We start from the raw sequence: 23,076 nt of genomic DNA, 5'->3' as shown, positions 1-23,076 counted from the left end.
GTTACCCTTCCAAAATTACGGATAACTATGGACGCAACGATTCAGGAACTGAAAGAACGAGAAACCGAAGCCACGAAAGATTACGTTTTGCTCGACGTGCGCGAAGATTACGAACGCAGCGAATTTAACGTCGGCGGCATCCACGTACCGCTCGGCGAGTTAATGGGAAGCCTCGATAAACTGGCCCCGCACAAGGATGACGAAGTGATCGTTTACTGCCGGAGTGGCAAACGCTCGGCGATGGCGGCGCAGTTATTGACCCAGAGTGGATTTACGAACGTTCGGAATCTGGCGGGGGGGATGATGGCTTATTTGGCGTAGGGGGGGGGTAGGCGGTAGTTTATTAGGCGGTAGGCGGTAGGCGGTAGGCGGTAGGCGGTATACTAAACGTTATTGGGGGGGTGATTGGATATGTTAGTAAAAACTAACATATAAATCGTCCGCAAGATATTCGAAGCACCCACCTACTCGCCTACCTCCTACCCTCCTACCCTCCTACCGCCTCAATTAATTCCGCTTCACCATAATCGCTTCGAATCCTTTACTCTTGAGTTGAGTGATGAGTTCATCCGCTTCCCGTTCGTTGGCGCGGCGACCGACCAGGGCGAGGGCGTAGGCTCCGCCGTGGGATTTGATGACGTCACTTTCGGTAAACCCAGCAGCCTTTAATTTTTTGACCTGGCCCTGGGCGTTAATCAGTTGGCGAAAGCTGCCGGCGAGGATGGAGTATTCACCGTGCAGGTCGGCTTCGAGCTCGCGGGCGACTTGGTTACCGGCGTAGTCGTTGGCGATGTCCTCATCGGGGGCGTAGAGAGGTTCACTTGACTCAGCGTAGGTGTTGGGTTTTGCTTCTTCTTCCTCCAGGGCAGGCTCGTAATAGCGATCACTGGCGGCTTTTTCCTGAACGTCGTACTCCCTGGGTACCGCGGTTTTACTGGTAGTTACGGCGGCGCGGGGCAGGGTGGGGTCGGCACCGTCGGAGAGAGCGGCGTAGAGCAGATAGGCCAGCGTACCCAGGCAAACAGCGAGAATAATGGGTATGATAATCGGCGTGTTCCGCATGAGAATATGTGTTAAAGGTTGAGATTTCTAGGGATAAAGCGCAATAATTGCTTGCTGAAGACTATTATTGCATAGTATTTAGAACGTACGCAGCTTACGTAGCGTTGCTTCAAATACACAAGAATTGTTCAAGTGTTTGCTTTTTGGAAAGACCGTTTTTTTGGAGGCACCCATTGGGTGCCTCCTTTTTTTTGTTTGGGCGCGGCCGTCCCGACTGAGTACGGGACTAGCTGGCGCGGTCGCAGGAGCAAGGAGAAAGAGTCGTAGGAGCCGGGGCTGTTTGGATTCTTCGCGACTATTCTACGGGCCAGCTATTTTATTCGTGCCGTGGGTTACAACTCCGTCCGGCGATGCAAAAGTTGTATCAGTTGGCTAGCATCCAAGAGACTAATTCTTCGGGATCGACGATGGACCAGCTGTGTGGGTGGCGTTCGCCACCGGAGCGGTAGCCGCGGTTCTCTGAAGTGACGTACGTGACTTTTTCGAAGCCAAGCTCACGCATCTTACCGTACAGTCTCTTTAGCCGGTAACCATTAGTTTCCACATAGGCTTGTTGCCGGTGCTTTTGCCACCAAACAGTGTCGGGCTCGGTGTAGAGTCGAATTTTGATCTCGCGTAGGTTTGCTATTCGGTCGGTATTATTCGTGCCGAAGGTAACCGGCGAGTACGTCTCGTACCGGTCAAGGCTCCGGGTCGGATCACCAATTTCTTTACTCATTTTCTCAAGTAGGAACTCACCTTCCCGGACGGACGGTGGCGAAAAGTTTCTCGCCACGTTCAGCGCTGCCGTGGCGTAGAGCTCCGCCAGGTCTACGGGAGAATCCACAACAAAGACACCTTTCGGTTTGAAGCCAAATTCGTCGCGCCCGACGAGAAAGTCACTGAGCAGCAATGCCACGTTGCCACCGCTCGAAAAGCCACCTACGTAGATATTGTCCGTTGGTAGGCCGTGCTTCAGAATAGCGCTTTGCAAACGACTGCCCAACTCCTTTTTCTCGCTTTCTTCCAGCCATAGTCTCTGGCTATAGTTCATAAAGAGCACGGCTACTTGTTGCGCGGTTGCCGGTTCGGCGATCTTGAATTCTCGCTTGATGTCGGCGGCTCGCTCGGGGTAGCCACCGAAAAGAATCAGGAGGGCGGCAGCCGGTTCGTCCGTTGGCCGTAGTAATTCGTAATCGGGCGTAATTAGCGTAGTGGTCGCTGCTTTAGTTTTATCGGTAGCCGGCGGGGGCGATTTTTCGGGACTGCAGGCTACGACAAAGTGCAGAGAGATTAAGAGTGCTAGGGTACGTTTCAAATTACGGTGGATATCTATTTTACTGCGGCGGTCGGTAGCGCACCACCGGAGTGGTTAAACGGTTACGTACTTCCGCCAATTATGTTGCTCTTCGAAACCCAGCACTTCCCGGATTTTTAAATTTGAATAGAGCGCTTCGTGCTCCCCCATCTCCCGCGTGAACGGCACCCCGGGGAAGAAGCGTTCGGCCAGTTCCTTTGTCGGGGCGACCGCGCCGTTGTGGTCATTGCCAGCGTTGAAAACTTGGTAGCCGAGACCGTCCTTACGCAGACACAGATCAACGATTTGCCCCAAGTCGCGCGCGTCGATGTAACAAAATGCGTTACGGCGGCGGACGGCGGGGTTCTTCAGGTAATTCGGGAAAAGCTCGGCGTACTCGTGGGGCTCGATCACGTTGCCGATGCGGAGCGCGTAGATATCGACGCCCGACCGTCGTTGAAAGCTGCGGGCCGTCTTTTCGTTGACGACTTTTGATAAACCGTAACTATCCATGGGGTCTACGTCATAATCCTCTTCCAGGGGTAGCGTTTTGGGGTTTATCTTGCCATCGGAAAAACAAATTCCGTAGGTAGTTTCCGAAGAAGCGATGATGATCTTTTTGACGCCCAGTTTGACGGCCGCTTCGATGACGTTATACGTCCCCATGGTGTTGACCCGGAAGGTCTCGTTGTCGGGCTTGAGTAAAATTCTCGGGATGGCGGCAAAGTGGACTACGGCGTCGAAGGCGGGTACCCCGTTGCCGGGCTCCAGTTCGTCGAAACCGGCGTAGGAGCTCATGGCGTTGAATACTTGCCCGGAATCGGTGATGTCCACGATTAGGTTATCGACTTGCGGATGGTTCAGGGGGACCAGGTCTACGTTCATCACCCGGTGGCCACGATCGAGCAAATAAGCCACTGCATACTTGCCGGCTTTTCCCGATCCGCCGGTAAAAAATATTCTTTTCTTGGTCATGCTGTATTTTTTGGTTGACTTAGGGTAGTCCGTCTTGTGTTCGAAGGGGCAAAGTTGTTTTTAACACATAAAGCACAAAAGAAGGGTAAAGACACAAAACAGCACTCAGAGCAGGTTGGGACTTTATGTGTTTGCGACGTTTATCTCTCCTCCTCCTCATTTCGTTAATCTACACTAATGGTTGTTTAGAGTACGTTAGAATACCCAGGAACTTTGCGAAACGTTCGGCTTGGGTTCCGTTGCACAAAAACGCAAGATAAGTACTTGGACAATATTAAACGTACACCTTATAACCCTCTCCCCCGGCCCCTCTCCGAAGGTAGAGGGGAGACGAGTCAGCTCGCTACGCTCGTCAAAATGATATAATAATATTGTCCAACTACTTAGCTAGCGCTTTGACTACTCTTTGAGCATAAATTTCTGTCGTTCATTAAGCGTTACTGGCCCCAGCAATCCCGCCGAGATAAGTGGGCTATCCTTTTTGTAAAATGGGTACGTTGTGAAGGTGGTACGTTCACCTGACGGCGGCGGCTCATTATTTACGTACCAGTCGGGCATTTTTTCGTTCGTGATCTTGTACCCATCCGTTTGGGCAAACTGTTCGTCGCCGATTAAGTGGTTGGTCCACTGGTTGGTAACGTGGATTTCTAATTTGTTCTCCCCTTCGATAAGCGCATCAGAAACATCCACTTTAAAGGGCGGTAGCCAAAGAACGCCTAGATCAACTCCATTCAGCTTTACACGCGCTATTACGTTTACTTCGCCTAAGTCAAGTATCCAGTGTTGATTTTCTGAAAGCTTGGGTTGATTAAAAAGAAATGAGTTTCGGTAAATTGCCGTGCCCGAATAATACCTAATGGCATCGTCGGCGTTGTCCTTCCAGTCGATTAATTCATCAAATACGAACTTAGCTTTGTCACCATTTACCTTCGGGAACGCTACCTCCCACGAACCGGCTATCGTTACGGGGTTATCGATCTGGTCGATTACCGTTTTCCTATTTTCACCATTGGTCATCGAAGCTGCGTAGGTACCATTTCGGGACGCATTAAGAACCAGTTGATTATCATCGTCTAACGTATATTCTACCCGTAAGTCTTTGTTTTGCCCCAGACTTACCGACGGAACTCCTTTCGATGATTCGCGAAAGACAACAAATACGGATTCTTCTGCTTCGAGCGTAATCCAGGCGGTTGTTCGACCGTCTTGATGTTTAAATTGGCCTAGCTTGGTAATCTCGCCATTTACGGAGTTCCATAATTCAGGAATTTTACCATCGACCCGAAACGCACATTCAAAAAGTGCTGCCTCTTTCTCCCGGTTATAAAAGAAATAGATATCCTTATCGGCCATCGTTCGGTGTGTGTAGCCCATATCTTCTCTACCAATGAAGTCGAGGTCGGTTGCTATGTTATTTTCGTGGAAGATGGTAGACCAATCGTAGTGGTCATAAATTTTTGTCTGGCTTTTTATTTCAGCCAGTAGGAGGGCAAATTGTTCTCTTAGTTCATCACTCACGTTATATCCCTGGGGTTCGATGCTCGTTAATCCAGCAATTGGAATCCCCGCAAGGGCTATTTCATGAATTTTCGTTAGTGATTCTAGGGACAGTTTCTCACAATTTTTCAAAACCAACACTTGATATTCCAGCCCTTCGGGTAAGGCCAACCGATCACCTTTTATTTGAATGCGATTGATTAATGCATCGGCATTGATGCAGTCAAAATTGGTTTCTATCGGGATGTGAGGATCAAACTCATCGCGGTAAAAAGGAGCGTTTGGAGCATCCTCTCCGATAAAAACCAACACATCAGAGACCGGGTTGCCCTGGCGCAACAAGTACGAGCCACGCGCCATGTACTTGAACCATTCGGCACCGGCATTGTGCCACCAGGTGTTGGTGCGGTCGAAATGAAAACCCCAGAAACCAAGCGTCATTCCCGGCGTCACGTGCGTATTCGCCTGGTGCGCGAAGCGATGCAGCATGAATTGATTAACCCCGTCGGTCCAGGCGGAATCGCCCTTAAGTTTCACCGCGGCGGGGTGTCCCTTCCAGTTTAATTTAGGTATGGAAGTAAAAGCTTCGGCCGAGATGAGGTTTTTGCCATAAATCCTGCTACCCGAAACTGCCGCATTCATCATTCTGACGTCACGCTCCAGCCAGAATTCACCCATATTAATATCGGCTTTTGCAGCCACGTCCAGTTCGTTAATTAAGCCGTCTCCGTAAGGTTCGAAATAGGTCTGCAGACCTCTCTCGTGACAAAGCTCGGTGAAATATCCGTAGTAATTTTCCGTGGTCAGGTCGCAGGTTACCTGCCTAAAATCGCCTAATACAGCATCCGAAGTTTCTGCACTTTCTACGAAGCGTCCGGCAAAAAGGGGTAAAAATTGAGTGAGATCGTACCCCTTCTTTTCCCGAAAAATAGCGTCTAAACTATCAGTCCAATTTTGCATACCCTTCTCATAACTATCAATCTCGATGTACTGCATCGATTCGGTGTCAGCTAGGTTATCAATAGCTTTAGTGATGAAAGCGTCAAAATGTACTTTTAATGCCTTTTTGCTAAACTTGTCACACTCCAATCCCTGCCCTTCCGGGGAAGCGGGTGTGTTCTGTAGCCCATTAGTGGTGTAGCCGAAACGTAAGATGGTGAACTTGCCAGCGGGCAGGGTAGCGGTCAAATTACCCGAGTCATCCATTTTATCAGTCAAGTCGATGATTTCGTCTGGTTTGACGATCATCTCTGCTCTAGGGTTACCAATGGGCGTTAGTTTGTAGTCGTCAATACGGTTTATACCCGTGCGGGCCAAAAGTTTGCCGATGGTAGCTACGGACTTTAAGGAAATTTCTCGAATTGTATTTACCCGGGTTAGTTTGATCCTGAAGTAGCGCGCAGTAACGGGTTCAAAGCTATCAGAAAAATCAAGTTGCTGATGGACTGTCTTCTGCTTATAAAGATCTTTGACCAGCGTGAAGTTTGTGCCGTCATCCGACGTCCAGAGCTCTGCACTGGCCCACCGGTCCTCGACGTTCATAAAAAATGACCGTACGGTGTGCTGTTTTCCGTAATCGAATTGGATCCAGGGGTTTTCTCCTGCGATGGTAGTCTCGCTGGTGGGGTCGGCATCCATAATTTTGGCTACGTCCAGATTTTTATCGGATGAGGTTACCACTGGCTTAGCTTCGTAGTCAACGAGCTCGGAGGGTAAGGACGGGTACGCCAGCACCGCGATATCCCCGTAAAAATCTCTCCTGGTGGTAGGCTGCGCCAAAGGGGTATCGATGTGTCCTCCGTCAACAACCGTTTCGCTCCACACCACCATCTTCATGCTGTTTTCGGGGGTGATCCACGGGCCACCGCTCGACGACCAACCGTCGCAGTTGTGAAACCCAAAGGTTAACCCCAAACGATCGCACTCCCGTGCTGCATGTTTCAGCATGGCGTGGTGCTCGGGAGAGTTGTACGTAACCTTCCCGGCAGGGATACCTTCCGATACGTTGAACAACAGCACACCACCGATACCTACTTCGGCAATAGCTTCCAGGTCTTTCGTTAAGCCTTTTTTACTCATGTTACCGCTGATGGCGTGCATCCATGTTTTGGGTTTGGAGGCGGCGGGAGGATCTTTGAACCCAGCTTCCAGGTCTAGATTCGAGTGGTGTTGGCCGCACGCCGATACTAGAAGCACCAGTAGTAGATAAATGATTGTCCTATTCATGCTTTAAGTACGTTTTAGATTTGTGTACGCCACCAGCCCTAAGGTTCCTAATTGAATGTTTTACCTCTTAGGGATTTAATTTACCCGCTGACCTTACGTAGTACATTCTTTTCCTACCACAAAGGACACGGAGAACACAAAGAAGAGTCACCCTTTGTGATCTCTGTGTATTATGTGGTTAAATCTCTTGCGTAAGTTCGTTTACCCGTTCCCAATCGGATCGGTTTTATCTCACCATCTATCTCCACGAGGAGAGCGTGTGAATCGCCACTTAGGGTCGCTCAAATGATAACCTCTGCCTTCAACTCAAAAATTAATTACCCATCTCCCACTGCTAGACATTTACAGCGAGCGAATGATTTCTTTCACGGTTGAGTGCTAATATCCGATGAAGAAATTTGTCGGGACTTAAGAGCACGTTGGAGTAATTAAAGACCCGACCTAGCAGTAGCGGGGTCGTACCAGTTAGTCGAGCATGCCCCCGTTCTGAAGTACCTCACCACGTCTAACTTCCGGCACACCCTAAATCCAGTACCTTTACCCCCTCAGAACCACCACCACCACCGAACATGCCCGCCGCCCCCAAGAACGACCCCACCGCCCCCGCCCGCAAGGAAGACCACATCGAACTAGCGTTCCGCTCGCAAGTGGAAGGCTTCCAACTCGACCCCCGCTTCGATTATGAGCCCCTGCTCGCCGCGCACCCGGCCCCGGGGTCCCTGCCCCCCACTCCTTTTGGGGACAAACAACTTGCCGCGCCCATCTGGGTCAGCAGCATGACGGGCGGGACGGAAAAAGCGCTCGTGATCAACCACAACCTAGCGCGGGCCTGCGCGGAATTCGGACTGGGGATGGGCCTGGGCTCCTGCCGACCGCTACTCTACGACAACGACCGACTGAAGGACTTCGACGTGCGGCCGCTCACCGGACCGGACGTACCGCTCTACGCCAACCTCGGCGTGGCGCAGATCGAGGATTTGCTGGACGAAGGAAGGATGCAAGAAATCCAGCAGATGGTGGACCTGCTGCGAGTGGACGGGCTGATCATCCACGTTAACCCACTGCAGGAGGCGATGCAGCCCGAAGGGGACATGTACCGATCCGCACCGATCGACGTCATCAAGGCTACGTTGGCGGCGCTGCCGGGCTTACCCGTTATCGTAAAAGAAGTAGGCCAGGGGATGGGCCCGCGTAGCATACACGCGTTGCTCGACCTACCGTTGCTGGCCCTCGACACGGCTGCCGGGGGCGGGACGAACTTCAGCAAACTAGAGCTTTTCCGGGGGGACGACATACGCCGCGCCGCCTACGAGCCGCTGGTAAACGTCGGGCACACGGCCGAAGAAATGGTGGAGATGGTAAACGGCCAGGTACGGGTTGGAGCGGTAAGCTCCCCCAAGTGGACGATGGAGACGCAACACCTGATCGTGAGCGGTGGCGTACGAACTTTCTTGGATGGTTATTACCTGACGGAGCGGTCGACCATGCCGGCGATCTACGGGCAGGCTTCGGCGTTCCTCAAGTTTGCGCGGGAAGATTATGCACTTTTACAACGCTACGTCGCCACGCAGATACGTGGTCTGGAGCTCGCGCATGCCTACCTTCGCGTCCGTAGCTCCCCCGGAGAATTCAAGGTCGTTTGACAACCAGCGAGCGGCTACCTCCTTGTACACCTACCATTTCAGCCGAGTCACTCACGCAGACCCTCACTAAGCAGATAATTCACCGTGATAAAACCCCAGCAGCAACAAATCAACGGTTTTAGCAAACTGGACAAAGCACAGCGCCGGGCCTGGCTAACGGAGCAATTCCTCGACCCCAGCGCACGGCTCATTCTCAAGCAGTTCGATTTGCCGGACGATTCCATCCAGCAAGTGTTCGATGGCTTCAGCGAGAACACCATCACCAACTTTCCGCTGCCGTACGGAGTGGCGCCGAACTTCGTCATCAACGGTAAGACGTACGCCGTACCGATGGTGACGGAAGAATCGAGCGTCGTGGCGGCGGCGAGCGCGGCGGCAAAGTACTGGATGACGCGCGGGGGTTTTCACGCGGAAGTCATCGCGGCGGAAAAGCTGGGGCAGGTACACTTCCGGTGGTCCGGCCGGCCGGCGCGGCGGGCTGCGCTCCTGGATGAACTTTGCACCCGCGTCCGCGCCCAAACGAAAGACTTGACCCAACGCATGGAGGCCCGGGGCGGCGGCGTGCGTGGCGTGACCTGGAAGCACCTCCCCGAGGTGGCCGACGACTGTTACCAACTGCTCATAAAATTCGGGACGGCCGACAGCATGGGCGCGAATTTCATCAATACCGTCCTGGAAGCCTACGGCGCCGAACTGCAAACGTGGGCCGCCGAAAGCGGCAGCCTAACCGAAGAAGAACGGGACCTGGAAGTCATCATGGCCATCCTCAGTAACCACACGCCGAACTGCGTGGTGCGCGCCTGGGTGAGCTGCCCGATCTCGGAAATGGCGCTGCCCAAGAACGGGGTCGACCCCCACGAATTCGCCCGCCGGTTCCGCTACGCCGTCGAGATTGCCCGCCAAGATACTTACCGCGCCGTGACCCACAACAAGGGCATCATGAACGGGGTGGACGCCGTGGTAATCGCTACCGGTAATGACTTCCGCGCCGTGGAAGCCGCCGCCCACGCCTTCGCCGCGCAGGACGGTACGTACCGCTCCCTGAGCCGCTGCCGCGTGGAGCACGACCGCTTCACTTTCGAACTCACGCTGCCCCTCGCCCTCGGCACGGTGGGTGGGCTAACGAAGCTTCATCCCCTCGCCAAACTTTCCCTCGACGCGCTCGGCCAACCTTCCGCCGAAGAACTGATGGGCGTAGTCGCCGCCGCCGGGTTAGCGCAGAATTTTGCCGCCGTGCGTAGCCTCGTCACGACCGGAATTCAACAGGGGCACATGCGGATGCACCTGCAGAATATTCTGACGAGTTTTCACGCGAGTGAGGAGGAGCGGGGGGCTACGGCGGCGCATTTTGCGGGGAAGACGATTAGTTACGCTGGGGTTAGGGGGTTTCTGGGGCGGTAGGGAAGGAGCCCTCTCCCCAACTTATTTTGGGTCCCCTTCACCCCAAAAACGTGTCTCCGAAAAAGGAGAGGGGAGACACCATAAGCGTTGGAGTGTGATCGCTCGGCTACTCTCGTAGGTATTAGCTTAGTTTTGTTTCTTGGTCTACCCCACTCACCGAATTACGGAGAAACGTGTTGTAACCAGTAGCCCGACCAGCCAAACAGCCCAAAAGCCCATGCGCTTCCTTCCCTTCCTAGCTTTCTTGCTTCTCCAGACCTGCCAAATCTCCACGGTCACGAACGGCACCGACCCTACCTACAACACCCTGATTGTCGAAGCCGAAACCGCCGAAGCCGACCGAGATTACTTCGCCGCCGCCGCCGCTTACCAGCGGGCCTACGCGCTTCGCCCCAAGAACAGCGACGTGATCTTCCGGGCCGGCGAGTTGTACGCGCGCACCCGTGATTACCGAGCGGCGGCGGCGGCCTACGCGCTCGTGCCCGCAAACATTGAAAGCTGGCCGCTACTGGGTTTGCGGTACGGGCGGGCGCTGAAGCAATCGGGGCAGACGGAGGAGGCCGAGCGAGTGCTGGGTAACTTTCGGGCGGGGTACAACGGCTCCGACCGGGCCATAATGGGAGAAATCGTGGATGGTGAGTTGGCCGGGCTCGCGCTCGACCGGGGCAGCGCGGAAACCAGTACGGTAGCCAACTTGGGGCTCGGCGTAAACTCCCGGGGCGACGAAACGGGGGCATCGCGCATGACGCCCGACCAGCTTCTTTTCGCCAGCCAGCGTGGGGAGCAGAGTCGACTACTCACCAGCCGGCAGGTGGCGGCGGAATGGCAACGGGCTACCGCCCCGGGTGGGTTCCCGATCATCTCCGGCGGGCAGTTCGGTACTGGTTCCTTCAGCGACGACGGGCGGTTCTACTTCTTTACAATCTGTAGCGGGGCGGGGGCGGACGAGGCAAATCGTTGCGAAATCTACCGGACGGGGCGCCGACTTTCGGGCGCCTGGACGACGCCGGAGCGCCTGAGTGACAACGTTAATTCAGCGGGCAGCAACAACGCTTACCCCACGACGGTGACGCTGGAAGACAATCGCCAAATTCTCTATTTCGCTAGCAACCGGCCCGGCGGGCGGGGTGGCATGGACGTGTACCGCGCGACGCAAGCGGACGCGGTGGACCGCGTAACTTTCGAGGACCCGGTACTGCTCGGTCCAGCCATCAACACGGCGGGCGACGAGATTACCCCGGCGTTCGACCGGCCTAACCAGGTGCTTTATTTTTCGAGCAACGGACACCCGGGGCTGGGCGGGTACGACGTCTTCCGCGCACAACGGACTAACGGACTTTACGACCGGGCGGTGAATTCGTTGCGCCCCGTCAACTCACCGGCGGACGACCGGGGCTTCACCGTGCCGGACGCGGCGGGTTTTTCGCTGTTTTCCAGCAACCGAGCGTGGCGATCGGAGAAGCCAACGACGACGGACGACGATCTTTATCAAATCGGGCTGAGCGGCAGCGCACCGGGCCTGCGGGCGAGCGTTTACGACGAGGCGACGCGGGCCGTGGTAACGGGGGTGGAGGTGGCGCTGTACGAGATTTTGCCGGGGCGGCAGGAGCGGGAGGTGGCGCGGCAGACGTTCCCGGAGTCGACGTATTCGTTACCCCTGGAGGCGGGGAAGAGCTACCGCGTCGTCCTCCGGCGGGCGGGGTACGAGTCGGCGGATTACCGTGTGCAGACGGACGCGACGGGGTCTTCCATTTACGGCCGGCCAATTTATCTGCGGGGGACCGGGGCGCGGCCGCCGGTGCCGGGTAGTGGGGGGAGGAGCAATGGTGGTTCGCCCAATCCCCCCGGCTCTTCCGATCCGGACCTGGCACCCGCGGCCGCGGCCCCTACTGCTTTCCGCATCCAGGTGAGCGCGGCGAAAACCTTTGACCCCAACGAGGATCGTTACGCCGCCCTGAAAAGCATTGCCGAACTCAGCAGCGAAGCCGTCCCCGACCGTGACCTGAGGCGCATCACTCTTGGCTATTACCCCACCCTGGAGGCCGCCCGCGCCGTACTTCCGGACGTACAACGAGCGGGCTTCCCCGACGCGTTCGTAGTCCGTTACGACTACGGCAAACGCTACGGCCGTGTACGCTGATGCAACCGGTGACCGCCCCCGCCCGTTTTCTCCCAAAACCCGCCCCATGGCCGACGAAAAACAACTGTCCTTTAAAGAACTGATCAACTCCGAAACGCCCGTCCTGGTCGATTTCTTCGCCACCTGGTGCGGCCCCTGCCACGCCTACAGCCCCATCTTGCAACAACTAAAAACGGACCTCGGCGACAGCATGCGCCTCGTTAAGATCGACGTGGACCGCAACCAAAAGATCGTTGACAAGCTGGCCATCAAGTCGATGCCGACGACGATCATTTTTCAGAATGGTGACATTAAATTTCGGGCCTCTGGGGTGCAGAGCATTGGGGTTTTGAAGGGGGAGATTGGGAAGTTGGTGGAAGGATGAAAGAAGAGTAAAGAAGTAAGAAAAAAGGAGGTAAGAGTACCAGAAAACTTGGAAAGTTGGCTCCGATAGTTAATTCCTTTTGTGCTTTTTGTGTTGAAAACCCACTACCGAGAACGCTCGAGTTCAGCAATTAAATTGTAACACCCGGGACTCCCCCAAATTTCCGATCTTTAGCCGACCACAGACTAGAGACCATAGACTCCAGACCTTAGACTTTAGACCACAGACCAAAATGACCTTACACAACCAAATCCAGGAATGCCTAGCCTTCATTCGCCAGCGCAGTGACCTAAAACCCCAACTCGGCATCATTCTCGGCACCGGCCTGGGCACGTTGAGCGAAGACATTGTCGTCGAGCGCGAGTTCGTCTATGGTTTGCTCCCCTACTTCTGTGCTTCGACGGTTGTTTCTCACCAGGGAAAGTTGATTCTGGGTACCCTGCACGGTGTTCCCGTCGTGGCCATGTCCGGCCGGCTGCACTACTACGAAGGCTTCAGCATGCAGCAACTGACCTTCCCCGTCCGCGTGATGCACGCCCTGGGCATCGAGCACCTGATTATCTCTAACGCTAGCGGCTCCGTTAACGCAGATATGGACGCCGGCGACGTGATCTTTCTGCGCGACCACATCAACATGCAGCCCGAGAACCCCCTGCGTGGCCCCAACGACCCCCGCCTCGGCCCGCGCTTCCCCGACATGCTCCGCGCTTACGACCGCGAACTCAACGCCTGGGCCATCACCGCCGCGGCTACCCACGACATCAAGGGCCACGAAGGCGTTTACCTCGCACTAGCCGGCCCCAATTTGGAGACGCCCGCGGAATACAAGATGGCCAACATCCTCGGCGCGGATTGCATCGGGATGAGTACCGTCCCGGAAGTACTCGTCGCCCGCCACTGCGGCCTACCGGTATTCGTGATGAGCGTCGTTTCCAACAAGTGCTACCCCATCGTTGAAATACAGCCCACAACGGTACAGGACGTGATCGATACGGTGCAAGCCGTGGAGCCAAAATTAAAGGGCTTCATCAAGGACCTGGTCCAAAAAATAGCGGCCAAGTAACCCCAAAGACTACGGACCAAAGACCCCAGACCCCAGACCAATTTCCTTTTGCCAAAACAGTCCACCCGCCACAAGTACCAGACCCGCCGCGAGAAAAGCGCCGAGCGCTCCCGGGTCATCCGCATCTTGCTCATTGGGGCGCTGGTTTTTGCCGTGCTGATCCTTTTTCGGAATTGGGATAAAATCTACCGGTACTTCAAGGTCTATTTTATGTAGTACCAGTCACTGGTGGATTTCTTCGTGGCGTCCGACGATGCTGGCTCTAGTGAATAAAAACGTTACCCTCAACCAGTTTTTGTTGCTTTACAATACGCACGGAAACGTGAGAGTTGACTACCGTGTCGGCTACATCCAAGCAGGCGAACCGAACAAACCCACCCCGCCCCCGCGCTCTGTAATAAAGCGCATAATGCAGCCCACCACCCAACAAACCGCACCCGCCAACCTCGATTATTTGATCGAAACCCTCCAGGCGGAATACGGCCGCCAGACCCGGTACAGCACCAAATCGGCCGTCGACCAAATCATCGCCACCACCCTCAGTCAGCGCACGAATTACGCCGACGAGAAAGCCGCTTACGACAAACTTTTGGCCACCTACGGCGACTGGGAAGGCGTCGCCGCGGCCCCCGTAGCGGGCATCGAAGAGTGCATCCAAACTAGCCGCTGGCCGGAGGTGAAAGCGCCACGGATCAAGGAATTGCTCAACATTATTAAGGAGGAATACGGGGAGATGAAGATGGATTTCCTGAAAGAAATGCCCGTCGACGAAGCCCAGAAATTACTGATGAAACTTCCCGGTGTAGGCTTCAAGACAGCTACTTTCGTCCTCCTATTTTCCCTCCGCCGCCCCGCCCTGCCCGTCGATACGCACGTCCACCGGGTGAGTACGCGCTTCGGCATTCTGCCACCGAAAATTACCCAGGCAAAGTCGCACAAAGCGCTCCTGGACATGCTCCCGCAGGATGCGGATGAACTACTCAATTTCCACAAACTACTCTTTAAGCACGGCCAGCGCGTGTGCACTTATTCCTACCCAAAGTGCAGCAAGTGCGTGGTGGCGGAGCGGTGTGATTATTATCTGGCTAAGAAAAAGGACTGAGGGGTGACAACTTGAGTTTTGTTGGGTGGTTATTTGTTAGTGATAATCCCCTCACCCCGCCGCCCCTTTAGCTTCGGTGCTTCCTGCGGGGGGCCGAAGAGAGAGGGGGTGAAACACCCCTCCATAAGAGGCGAATTGGAACGAGAATCTGTTGATTTGACTATCAATATTGAAGTACAAGTCGATTCTCTACTACGCAGTCAAATCAATAGCCCTTCGACAATGAATCATCCCTCCCCCGTGGGGAGGGACAAGAGGGAGAGGGTCATTAACCGCCAAAAAACACAGTCAATATGTACAAAAAAACAGCCTACCTCCTAGCCCTAGCACTAACCATCACCCTAACCGCCTGCGGTGACGATACCCACGCCAACGCCAGCGTAGAAGACGACGGCCAACCCTTCTTCTACAAGCGCCACGCCCAGGACGCCGACGGCAACTACCTAAAAGATTCCCTCACCTACCCCGGCAACCAGCCCCGCGACGCCGACGGCACCCTCCGCCCGGAACCGGTCCGTGACTGGACGTTCGTAGACCAGCTCGACCGGCCAATCAGTAACACCGACCTGCGCGGTAAAGTCCACATCGTCGATTTCTTCTTCACCGCCTGCCCCACTATTTGCCCGAAAGTGAAGGGCCAGATGTTGCGCATCGAAGAAGAGTTTGCGGATGATCCCGACTTTGCCCTGGTGTCTTTCACCGTCGACCCCAAGCGCGACACGCCGGAGCGCATGAAAGACTACGCCACCAAACTCGGCATCACGGATATGGACCGCTGGCGCTTCGTCCACGGCGACAAATTTGAGATATACGACCTCGATGCGGAATACCTCAGCATCGCGGAAGAAAATGCTAATGCGCCCGGAGGCTTTGACCATTCCGGCTACATCGTCCTCGTCGACCGCGACGGCTTCGTCCGCTCCTACGCCAGTGGCCTGGACCCGGCTGAGGTGGATTTTTTGATGGACGACATTCGGCTGCTGCTGGATCAGCCCAGTAAATAATGACGCTACGGTCTCGTGGCCGGAAGATGTGGGCCTCAGGTTTTCCTCATTGCAGTTTCCCCGGCTAGGGATCATCTCTGCAATCATCTAATTAACCTTACGCAGCACTTTATTTCTCACCACAGAAGACACGGAGATCATAAAGTGCTACTCTTTGTGGCCTCCGTGTCCTCTGTGGTTAAGTCTTTTAGGTGAAGTTAGCCAGAACAACGACGCACTCCCTACCCAACCATCCCGTCAAAAACATCGTACCCCGCCCGCAACCGCCGCACCGACTCCTCCTGCCCCACGACCTCCAGCATCCCGAAAGCATCCGGCCCCTGGACCGTCCCGGAAATCGCCACGCGAATGATCGGTAGCACCTGGCCGAAACCGAGCTCATTAGCGCCCATGAAATCGACGACATCTTGCTTAATGTGCTTGGCCGTCCAGTAGCTAGACTGGTTCAGGTGGTCGGCCAGCATGTCGAATTTCTGGCGCAACTCGGGCTTCCATTTTTTGCGGATCGTTTTCTCTTCGTAGTCCGTCACCGGCTCAACGAAGTAGGTACCCTGGGTATAAAACTCCGGGATCAGGTGGACGCGCTCCTTTAATAATCCGGCGATGGCGGTGGCTTTTTCAAGGGGTATTTCCCGACCGGCTTGCGCAAATTCAGTTTGCACCAACGGGGCTAACTTCGAATTCGGCGCGGCCATCAGGTACTGCTGATTGTACCATTTGGCCTTATCGATGTCGAAGCGGGCGCCGGAGTTATTGATGCGCTCGAGCGTGAAGGCCTCGGCCAGTTCTTCGAGGCTGAAAATTTCTTCTTCCGTGCCCGGGTTCCAGCCGAGGAAGGCGATGAAGTTGACCATGGCTTCGGGGAGGAACCCGGTTTCGCGGAAGCCGTCGAAGGTTTCCCGCTTGGCCGCGTCGTTCCAACGGAGGGGGAAGACGGGGAAGCCCAAATCCGCTCCCTTACGCTTACTCAACTTGCCCTTTCCGTTCGGATTCAGCAGCAGGGGCAGGTGAACGAAAACGGGCATCTCCCAGCCGGAAGCGCGGTAAAGCAGCACGTGCAGCGCCGTGCTCGGTAACCATTCCTCACCCCGGATGACGTGGCTGATTTTCATGAGGTGGTCGTCGACTACGTTGGCCAGGTGGTAAGTCGGCAGGCCGTCGGCCTTCAGGAGGACTTGGTCGCCGATCTCGTCCGTCTGGAAAGTAACTTCATTGCGGACAACATCCTGAAAGGTGACCGTTTCACCGGCGTCGATGCGGAAGCGGACGACGTACGGAGATTTACTTTCGAGGAGAAGTTTGACTTCGTCCGGGGTGAGGGAAAGGGAATTGCGCATACCGCCGCGCGTGCTGGCGTCGTAGCGGAAGTTGTGGTTCCCCGCTTCCTTTTCCGAGTCGCGGCGGTTATCCAGCTCGTCCTCCGTATCGAAGGCGTAGTAGGCTTTGCCCTCGTTGAGTAAGTACTGTACGTGGCTGGCGTATAATTCGCGTCGCTCACTCTGGCGGTAGGGGCCGTACTTGCCGCCGGCCTTTGGCCCTTCGTCGGGGCTGAAGCCGCTCCAGGCCAGGGCGTCGGTGATGTAGTCTTCCGCGCCCGGGACGTAGCGTTTCTGGTCGGTGTCTTCAATACGCAGCACGAAAGTGCCCTGGTTGGCGCGGGCAAAAAGATAGTTATACAGCGCAGTCCGGAGACCACCGATGTGGAGGGGGCCGGTGGGGGAAGGAGCGAAGCGAACGCGGACGGGATTCATGGCTTAATGATTAAGATCGGAGGCGAGGTAAGAATTTTGTTTGGTAAGCAGCGAAAAAGACTATTTTTTCGTTTTAAAAATACCCATAAAGCAGCGCAACTAATCGTGCTTCCCCCGGCCTCCTTAGGTAAGAGCATGTTGGGACTTTGGGTTCCTGGCCGGTTTTAGCTACGCTGCTACTGCGTGGTGAGGCAGTTTTGTGATGGTTAAGGCAGCAAAACCGGAGTTTAGCCGCCCCGATAGCTATCGGGGAATGAGGATTTTACTAACGAAGACCACCGCAAAAGTGGCCAAAACAAGGCCGGAAGCTAAAGTCCCAACATGCTCTAAAATTTGGCAAAGGTAGCAGATATAAGTAACGTAGCCGACGGCAACGCCATTAACTGTTAATCATTACTTAACCCGGACCCGGCAACCCTGTTTTAGAGATATATTCAATTTAAGTGCTCTTTCTTCGTTAATCACCTTGTGTACTGTCCGCATATACACACTCCTTACACCCTACTCGAAAACACCAATTAACACACCTTCACCTCCCTACTAACCGCCTACCCACCCACGAATATATTTGCACATGTACCTCGTAAAAACTCCCCGCCTCGTTCAAAGACTGCTGCCAAACTTTCACTGGATAGGCCCTTCTGACGATTCGGACCCCACCATCTACCTGACCTTTGACGACGGACCCATCCCGCAAATCACCCCGTGGATCATCGAGCAGCTCGCGGCTTTCGACGCCAAGGCCACTTTCTTTTGCGTCGGCAACAACGTCCGCCGCTACCCCGAGCTCATCAAGGCGACCCTGGCCGCCGGCCACACCGTGGGTAACCACACGATGCATCACCTCGACGGCTGGGAGTCGGACAACATGCCTTATTTTCACGACGTACGCCACTGTGCCCTGCAGGTAAAATCTTCCCTTTTCCGCCCACCCTACGGCAGAATCAAGCCTTCCCAGGCGCAGTTCCTCCAGCGGCACTACGAGGTGGTGATGTGGGACGTGCTCTCCGGCGACTTCGACCCCGAGATGACGGCCGAAGATTGCTACGGGAACGTGGTAAAAAATGCTGGGCCAGGCAGCATCGTCGTGTTTCACGATAGCCTCAAGGCGGAACGGAACGTGCGCGAAACACTGCCCCGCGTCCTGGCCCACTACGCTGCGCTGGGCTACAGCTTCGCGGCCCTGACGCCGGAGTTGCTGGCTCAGAACGAGTCAGCACAGGATACAACCGGTACCCAGCTTCGTACGGCTAACTAGACGGTGATATTTTAAGTGGCTAGCTGGTATTTCCATGATTTCACTTAGTCGAGTAAAGCAATTTTTGCGCGGTCGCGGGATGCATAGTTGGTGCGTGAGGTGCCCCGCCCATTAACTCGGCACCTGCGACCGCGCCCATCTCCGTCAAACTATTTTTGGCAACTACCGGGAAAAGCAAAAATTGTTGGTCTCCTTGATTTGGAATTAGTGATACACACCAATAATTAGGTGAGCCACCGGCACCAATTCACCAACTAAGAATAGTTCTCCACACGACTTTCCACAAAGTTTTCCACATTCTGTTTGAATAATTAACCATTTCCAACAGGTGGACGGCGTAACTTTGCGGGGATATGGCAAAGGAAAAAACGTACGAACGGCGGGAGAGTGGCAGCGGTACAAAATGGAGCAACCGCAACCAATTACAGGAGGCGAACCTACCCGAGTACAGTAAGCTTCCGCCGCAGGCTACGGAATTGGAAGAAGCCATCCTGTCCGCGCTCCTGATCGAGCGGGAAGCGATGATCAAGGTGGTCGATATCATCTCGCCGGAGTCCTTTTACAAGCCCTCCCACCAGGCCATTTACCGCAGCATGCGCCGTCTTTTCGAGCGCAGCCAGCCGATCGACGTGCTGATGGTCCGCGAAGACCTGAAGAAAAACGGCGAAGCGGAAGTAGCCGGCGGCGCGGCTTACCTCGCCCAGCTCACCAACAAAGTCCTCAGCTCGGCCAACATCGAGTTCCACGCGCGGATCGTCACGGAAAAATACATCCAGCGCGAGCTCATCCGGACGAGCAACGAAGTGATCAAGGAAGCCTACGACGACGGCACCGACGTGCTCGATCTGCTCGACAAAGCCGGCCGCAACGTCTTTGAGATCACCGAAAAGAACATGGGTAAGCAGGTGGCCGACATGGGCTCCCTGGCCAACCAACTGATGGAGCAACTAGTCATGCTCCGCGAAAAGGAAGATGGCCTCACGGGCGTCCCCACCGGATTCACCGAGCTAGACCGCCTCACCTCCGGTCTACAGCCTTCCGACCTCATCATCATCGCCGCCCGCCCCGCGATGGGTAAGACATCTTTCGTCCTCAGTATGGCCCGCAACGCCGCCGTGGACTACAAACGTGGCGTAGCGGTCTTCTCCCTGGAGATGAGCGCTACGCAGTTGGCCGGCCGAATTTTTTCCCAGGACGCCGAAGTCAACGGCCAAAAGATGCGAAACGGTAAGTTCGACGACGACGAATGGATTCGCCTCACGGCCGCTATGGACCGCGTCGGCGAAGCGCCGATCTACATCGACGACACCCCCGGCATCAACGTTTTCGAGCTCCGCGCCAAGTGCCGCCGCCTGAAGCAGGAAAAAGATATTTCGATGGTCATTATCGACTACCTTCAGCTCATGTCCGGTGCGGGGGAGAGCAACAAGGGCATGAACCGGGAACAGGAAGTTTCCGGGATTAGCCGGGCGTTAAAGGGTTTGGCGAAAGAATTGAGCGTACCGGTCATTGCGCTTTCCCAGCTTAGCCGAGCGGTCGAGAGCCGGGGTGGGGATAAGCGTCCGCAGTTGAGTGACCTTCGTGAATCCGGTTGTCTCACGGGAGAAACACTGGTCACGATTGCGGACACTGGAAAGCGGATTCGATTAAGTGAATTAGTTAATAAATATCCAGATGGAGGATTCAAAGTTTGGTCAACTGATGAACACCTGAAAATGCAACCGGCTACCGTAAGCCGAGCCTTTTCTACCGGCACGAAGCAGACGTATAAACTTCAAACCGCGCTCGGCCGGACCATTCGTGCCACGGCGAATCACAAATTTTTGACGGTGGACGGCTGGAAAAGGCTGGATGAGCTAGCGGTGAAAGACCACTTAGCCCTTCCCCGGAAAATAAGTTCTGCTCGGAGTGCCCCCCAAGTAATGTCCAACGACAATTTAGCCCTACTCGGTCATTTGATCGGTGACGGCTGCACGCTCCCCAAGCACACCATACAGTACACGACTAGAGAAAAGGATCTGGGTGAACTAACAATGGACTTAGCCAGTCAAATTTTTGGTAAAGAACTCGCTCCGAGGATGAAATTCGAGGGAAAGGATCAGTCCAGAAATGGCTGGTACCAAGTTTACTTCACTTCTACTAGAAAACATACCCACGGAGTCCGAAATGTAATATCAGAATGGCTTACTACGCTTGGAGTGTTTGGATTGCGATCACACGAGAAATTTATTCCCACCCAAGTCTTTCAACAAAAGGAAGACGCCGTAGGTATCTTTTTACGGCATCTTTGGTCTACCGACGGTTGCATCAATAGCGGGACGCCAGGAAGCCGTTATCCCAAAATATATTATGCCAGTAGCAGCAGTCGGTTAGCGTACGATGTGCAATCTTTACTGAACCGCTTATCCATAAATGCCCGGGTAAAAAACGTACCGCAACAAGAGAAAGGACGTGATCAGTTTCACGTCCTCATCACGGGGCGTACCGATATGCTACGATTCTGCCAGGAAGTAGGAACGGTTGGCGATTATAAAACGAAGGCGCTAGAAGAGATTATCAGTCACTTTAGCACTAAAGTCGCTAACACAAATCGTGACGTTATCCCAAAATCCGTGTGGCGCTCTATCGTCGTCCCGCAAATGGAGCAAAGTGGCATCACTACCCGACAGATGCAGGCTAACTTAGGCACTAATTACTGTGGGACTGCACTCTACAAAGCAAATATTGGTAGAGAACGTGCGCAGAAAATAGCCGACATCGTGGGTTCAAATGAGTTAGAAAAGTTAGCGCAAAGCGATATTTACTGGGACTCCATAGTTTCTATTAGTCAAGATGCTTACGAAGAAGTGTACGACCTCACCGTTCCCGGCCCGCACAACTTCGTTGCTAATGGCATCGTCGTCCACAACTCGATCGAACAAGATGCCGACATAGTAATGTTCCTCCACCGCCCCGAATACTACGGCATCCACGAAGACGAAATGGGCAACTCCAACGCCGGCATTGCCAACGTCATCATCGGGAAAAACCGCCACGGCGAAGCCAAAGACCTCCGCATGCGCTTCATCAGCGACTTCGCCCGCTTCACCGACCTCGACGACCCGGATTTTGACCTGTTACCCGACACCGCCATCCAATCCGAAAGCGGCGGACAACCCTACGGCTCGACGACGATACCTTCGCGTATGAATACGGATGAGGACATACCCTTTTAGTACGGTAGTTCGGTAGTCTGGTAGTATGATAGTCCTGGACCATCGGATTCTGAGATTCAATACCGCGAACTACAGACCCTAGACCCTAGACCCCAGACCCCAGACCAAAAATGCCCTACACCCCCTTCGCCAACCGCCTAAAGAAAATGGCCCGCCACTACGACAAGTGGGCCCGCCGACAGGAGTTGGAAGCCTACCGGATCTACGATGCGGACTTGGACGAGTTCCCCATCACCATTGACCGGTACGCGGATCAACTTTACGTCGCGGTGTACGAACGGCGGGGGGAAACATGGACGGAGGATGATTTTCAGGACCGGAAACTGGCCTACCGGGACGTGATCATGGACGTGCTCGACGTTGGGCGCGACCAGGTGTTTTTTAAACTTCGCCAACGCCAATCGGGTACGAGCCAGTACGAAAAGCTGTCCGTAGCGCAGCGGGAGTTTACCGTCGTGGAGAACGGTCTTGGCTTTATCGTCAACCTGACGGATTACCTCGACACGGGCTTCTTCCCCGACCACCGGCAAACACGGATGATGGTGGCCAAACGGGTGCAGGAAATCGAGGACGCGGTAGTACTTAACCTATTTTCTTACACCTGTTCGTTCACCGTATACGCCGCAGCCGCGGGTGCCAAGCGGGTGGATAGCTTAGACCTCTCGAACACCTACCTGGAGTGGGGCGAGCGCAACTTAGCCCTTAACGAAATCGAGCCCGGTAACCACCGGTTCATCCGTGCCGACGCCGTGCCCTGGCTCAAGAAGCACGACATCGCGAATTACGACGTCATCATCCTCGACCCGCCGACCTTTTCGAATTCCAAGATGATGCGCGACACGCTCGACACCCAGCGCGACCACGTCGAACTCCTCAACCGGTCGCTGAACCTGCTCAAACCCGGTGGACAACTCTACTTCATCACGAATTACCGGAAGTTTAAGCTAGACGAAGCGCGGGTGCGCGGTGCGGCCTCCATCAAGGAGATTACCAAGCAAACGCTACCACCGGATTACCGAAAGCGGAATTTGCACCGGTGCTGGCTTTTGATCGGAGCGTAACCCCGCACTGCCTGCGGTGTACTTCGTGCTCCTTATCT

Annotated in this window: 17 protein-coding genes; 12 read left to right on the top strand and 5 right to left on the bottom strand. The window is 54.7% G+C overall.

Translation table 11 applies throughout. The features are described from left to right. Positions 1-27 precede the first annotated feature (27 nt). Positions 28-321, top strand: coding sequence for a rhodanese-like domain-containing protein (locus tag GGR27_RS15170; RefSeq protein WP_168038816.1), 294 nt, complete (start codon positions 28-30; stop codon positions 319-321). 186 nt (positions 322-507) lie between these two features. Here GGR27_RS15170 and GGR27_RS15165 read toward each other — a convergent pair whose 3' ends face one another. The 4 genes from GGR27_RS15165 to GGR27_RS15150 all read right to left on the bottom strand — a co-directional run bounded on the left by GGR27_RS15165 (position 508) and on the right by GGR27_RS15150 (position 7,036). Next, complete coding sequence (locus GGR27_RS15165) at positions 508-1,062, bottom strand: SPOR domain-containing protein (RefSeq protein ID WP_168038814.1); 555 nt, start codon at positions 1,060-1,062, stop codon at positions 508-510. A 364-nt stretch (positions 1,063-1,426) separates the two neighbouring features. Then, positions 1,427-2,359: an alpha/beta hydrolase family protein gene (locus GGR27_RS15160; protein ID WP_168038812.1), complete on the bottom strand. Its 933-nt coding sequence runs from the start codon at positions 2,357-2,359 to the stop codon at positions 1,427-1,429. Between the two features lie 54 nt (positions 2,360-2,413). Next, positions 2,414-3,313 carry an NAD-dependent epimerase/dehydratase family protein gene (locus GGR27_RS15155; RefSeq protein WP_168038810.1) on the bottom strand — a complete coding sequence of 300 codons (900 nt, stop codon included), beginning with the start codon at positions 3,311-3,313 and terminating at the stop codon, positions 2,414-2,416. A 399-nt stretch (positions 3,314-3,712) separates the two neighbouring features. Continuing rightward, positions 3,713-7,036 carry a glycosyl hydrolase gene (locus GGR27_RS15150; protein ID WP_262887745.1) on the bottom strand — a complete coding sequence of 1,108 codons (3,324 nt, stop codon included), beginning with the start codon at positions 7,034-7,036 and terminating at the stop codon, positions 3,713-3,715. Positions 7,037-7,605: 569 nt separating this feature from the next. Here GGR27_RS15150 and GGR27_RS15145 point away from each other — a divergent pair. From GGR27_RS15145 to GGR27_RS15110, 8 genes are all read left to right on the top strand, one after another. Beyond that, complete coding sequence (locus tag GGR27_RS15145) at positions 7,606-8,679, top strand: beta/alpha barrel domain-containing protein (protein ID WP_168038806.1); 1,074 nt, start codon at positions 7,606-7,608, stop codon at positions 8,677-8,679. Positions 8,680-8,763: 84 nt separating this feature from the next. Next, entirely contained in the window at positions 8,764-10,080 is a 1,317-nt protein-coding gene (locus GGR27_RS15140) for a hydroxymethylglutaryl-CoA reductase (RefSeq protein WP_168038804.1), read from the top strand. Positions 10,081-10,297: 217 nt separating this feature from the next. Continuing rightward, the gene (locus tag GGR27_RS15135; protein ID WP_168038802.1) at positions 10,298-12,220 is read left to right on the top strand and encodes a PD40 domain-containing protein; all 1,923 of its coding nucleotides are present in this window, start codon (positions 10,298-10,300) and stop codon (positions 12,218-12,220) included. A gap of 46 nt (positions 12,221-12,266) precedes the next feature. Further along, positions 12,267-12,584 (top strand): thioredoxin family protein, encoded by a 318-nt coding sequence (locus tag GGR27_RS15130; RefSeq protein WP_168038800.1) that lies wholly within the window; start codon positions 12,267-12,269, stop codon positions 12,582-12,584. Between the two features lie 232 nt (positions 12,585-12,816). Further along, a complete protein-coding gene (locus GGR27_RS15125; protein WP_168038798.1) occupies positions 12,817-13,647 on the top strand; it encodes a purine-nucleoside phosphorylase in 831 nt (276 codons plus the stop codon). Positions 13,648-13,695: 48 nt separating this feature from the next. Then, entirely contained in the window at positions 13,696-13,863 is a 168-nt protein-coding gene (locus GGR27_RS15120; protein ID WP_168038796.1) for a hypothetical protein, read from the top strand. Positions 13,864-14,056: 193 nt separating this feature from the next. Beyond that, on the top strand, positions 14,057-14,749 hold the full coding sequence (locus GGR27_RS15115) for an endonuclease III domain-containing protein (protein ID WP_168038794.1): 693 nt from the start codon (positions 14,057-14,059) through the stop codon (positions 14,747-14,749). 293 nt (positions 14,750-15,042) lie between these two features. Further along, positions 15,043-15,753, top strand: coding sequence for an SCO family protein (locus GGR27_RS15110; RefSeq protein ID WP_168038792.1), 711 nt, complete (start codon positions 15,043-15,045; stop codon positions 15,751-15,753). Between the two features lie 221 nt (positions 15,754-15,974). On the opposite strand, the gene gltX is transcribed toward GGR27_RS15110, so the two are convergent. Next, entirely contained in the window at positions 15,975-17,504 is a 1,530-nt protein-coding gene (gltX, locus tag GGR27_RS15105; RefSeq protein ID WP_168038790.1) for a glutamate--tRNA ligase, read from the bottom strand. Positions 17,505-18,078: 574 nt separating this feature from the next. Here gltX and GGR27_RS15100 point away from each other — a divergent pair. From GGR27_RS15100 to GGR27_RS15090, 3 genes are all read left to right on the top strand, one after another. Then, complete coding sequence (locus tag GGR27_RS15100; protein WP_168038788.1) at positions 18,079-18,762, top strand: polysaccharide deacetylase family protein; 684 nt, start codon at positions 18,079-18,081, stop codon at positions 18,760-18,762. Between the two features lie 353 nt (positions 18,763-19,115). Beyond that, on the top strand, positions 19,116-21,977 hold the full coding sequence (locus tag GGR27_RS15095) for a replicative DNA helicase (protein WP_168038786.1): 2,862 nt from the start codon (positions 19,116-19,118) through the stop codon (positions 21,975-21,977). 110 nt (positions 21,978-22,087) lie between these two features. Beyond that, positions 22,088-23,038: a class I SAM-dependent methyltransferase gene (locus GGR27_RS15090; RefSeq protein WP_168038784.1), complete on the top strand. Its 951-nt coding sequence runs from the start codon at positions 22,088-22,090 to the stop codon at positions 23,036-23,038. Positions 23,039-23,076: the final 38 nt, after the last annotated feature.

This window comes from Neolewinella antarctica (assembly GCF_011927835.1).
Taxonomy (GTDB): domain Bacteria; phylum Bacteroidota; class Bacteroidia; order Chitinophagales; family Saprospiraceae; genus Neolewinella; species Neolewinella antarctica.
This window is presented reverse-complemented; position numbering and strand designations above follow the sequence as displayed.

Bases quoted from the DNA above. Each gene is read 5' to 3' on its own strand.
- GGR27_RS15145 (WP_168038806.1), top strand. From the start codon at position 7,606: ATGCCCGCCGCCCCCAAGAACGACCCCACCGCCCCCGCCCGCAAGGAA.
- GGR27_RS15110 (WP_168038792.1), top strand. From the start codon at position 15,043: ATGTACAAAAAAACAGCCTACCTCCTAGCCCTAGCACTAACCATCACC.
- GGR27_RS15170 (WP_168038816.1), top strand. From the start codon at position 28: ATGGACGCAACGATTCAGGAACTGAAAGAACGAGAAACCGAAGCCACG.
- GGR27_RS15100 (WP_168038788.1), top strand. From the start codon at position 18,079: ATGTACCTCGTAAAAACTCCCCGCCTCGTTCAAAGACTGCTGCCAAAC.
- GGR27_RS15150 (WP_262887745.1), bottom strand. From the start codon at position 7,036: ATGAATAGGACAATCATTTATCTACTACTGGTGCTTCTAGTATCGGCG.
- GGR27_RS15135 (WP_168038802.1), top strand. From the start codon at position 10,298: ATGCGCTTCCTTCCCTTCCTAGCTTTCTTGCTTCTCCAGACCTGCCAA.
- GGR27_RS15165 (WP_168038814.1), bottom strand. From the start codon at position 1,062: ATGCGGAACACGCCGATTATCATACCCATTATTCTCGCTGTTTGCCTG.
- gltX (WP_168038790.1), bottom strand. From the start codon at position 17,504: ATGAATCCCGTCCGCGTTCGCTTCGCTCCTTCCCCCACCGGCCCCCTC.
- GGR27_RS15130 (WP_168038800.1), top strand. From the start codon at position 12,267: ATGGCCGACGAAAAACAACTGTCCTTTAAAGAACTGATCAACTCCGAA.
- GGR27_RS15095 (WP_168038786.1), top strand. From the start codon at position 19,116: ATGGCAAAGGAAAAAACGTACGAACGGCGGGAGAGTGGCAGCGGTACA.
- GGR27_RS15115 (WP_168038794.1), top strand. From the start codon at position 14,057: ATGCAGCCCACCACCCAACAAACCGCACCCGCCAACCTCGATTATTTG.
- GGR27_RS15125 (WP_168038798.1), top strand. From the start codon at position 12,817: ATGACCTTACACAACCAAATCCAGGAATGCCTAGCCTTCATTCGCCAG.
- GGR27_RS15090 (WP_168038784.1), top strand. From the start codon at position 22,088: ATGCCCTACACCCCCTTCGCCAACCGCCTAAAGAAAATGGCCCGCCAC.
- GGR27_RS15155 (WP_168038810.1), bottom strand. From the start codon at position 3,313: ATGACCAAGAAAAGAATATTTTTTACCGGCGGATCGGGAAAAGCCGGC.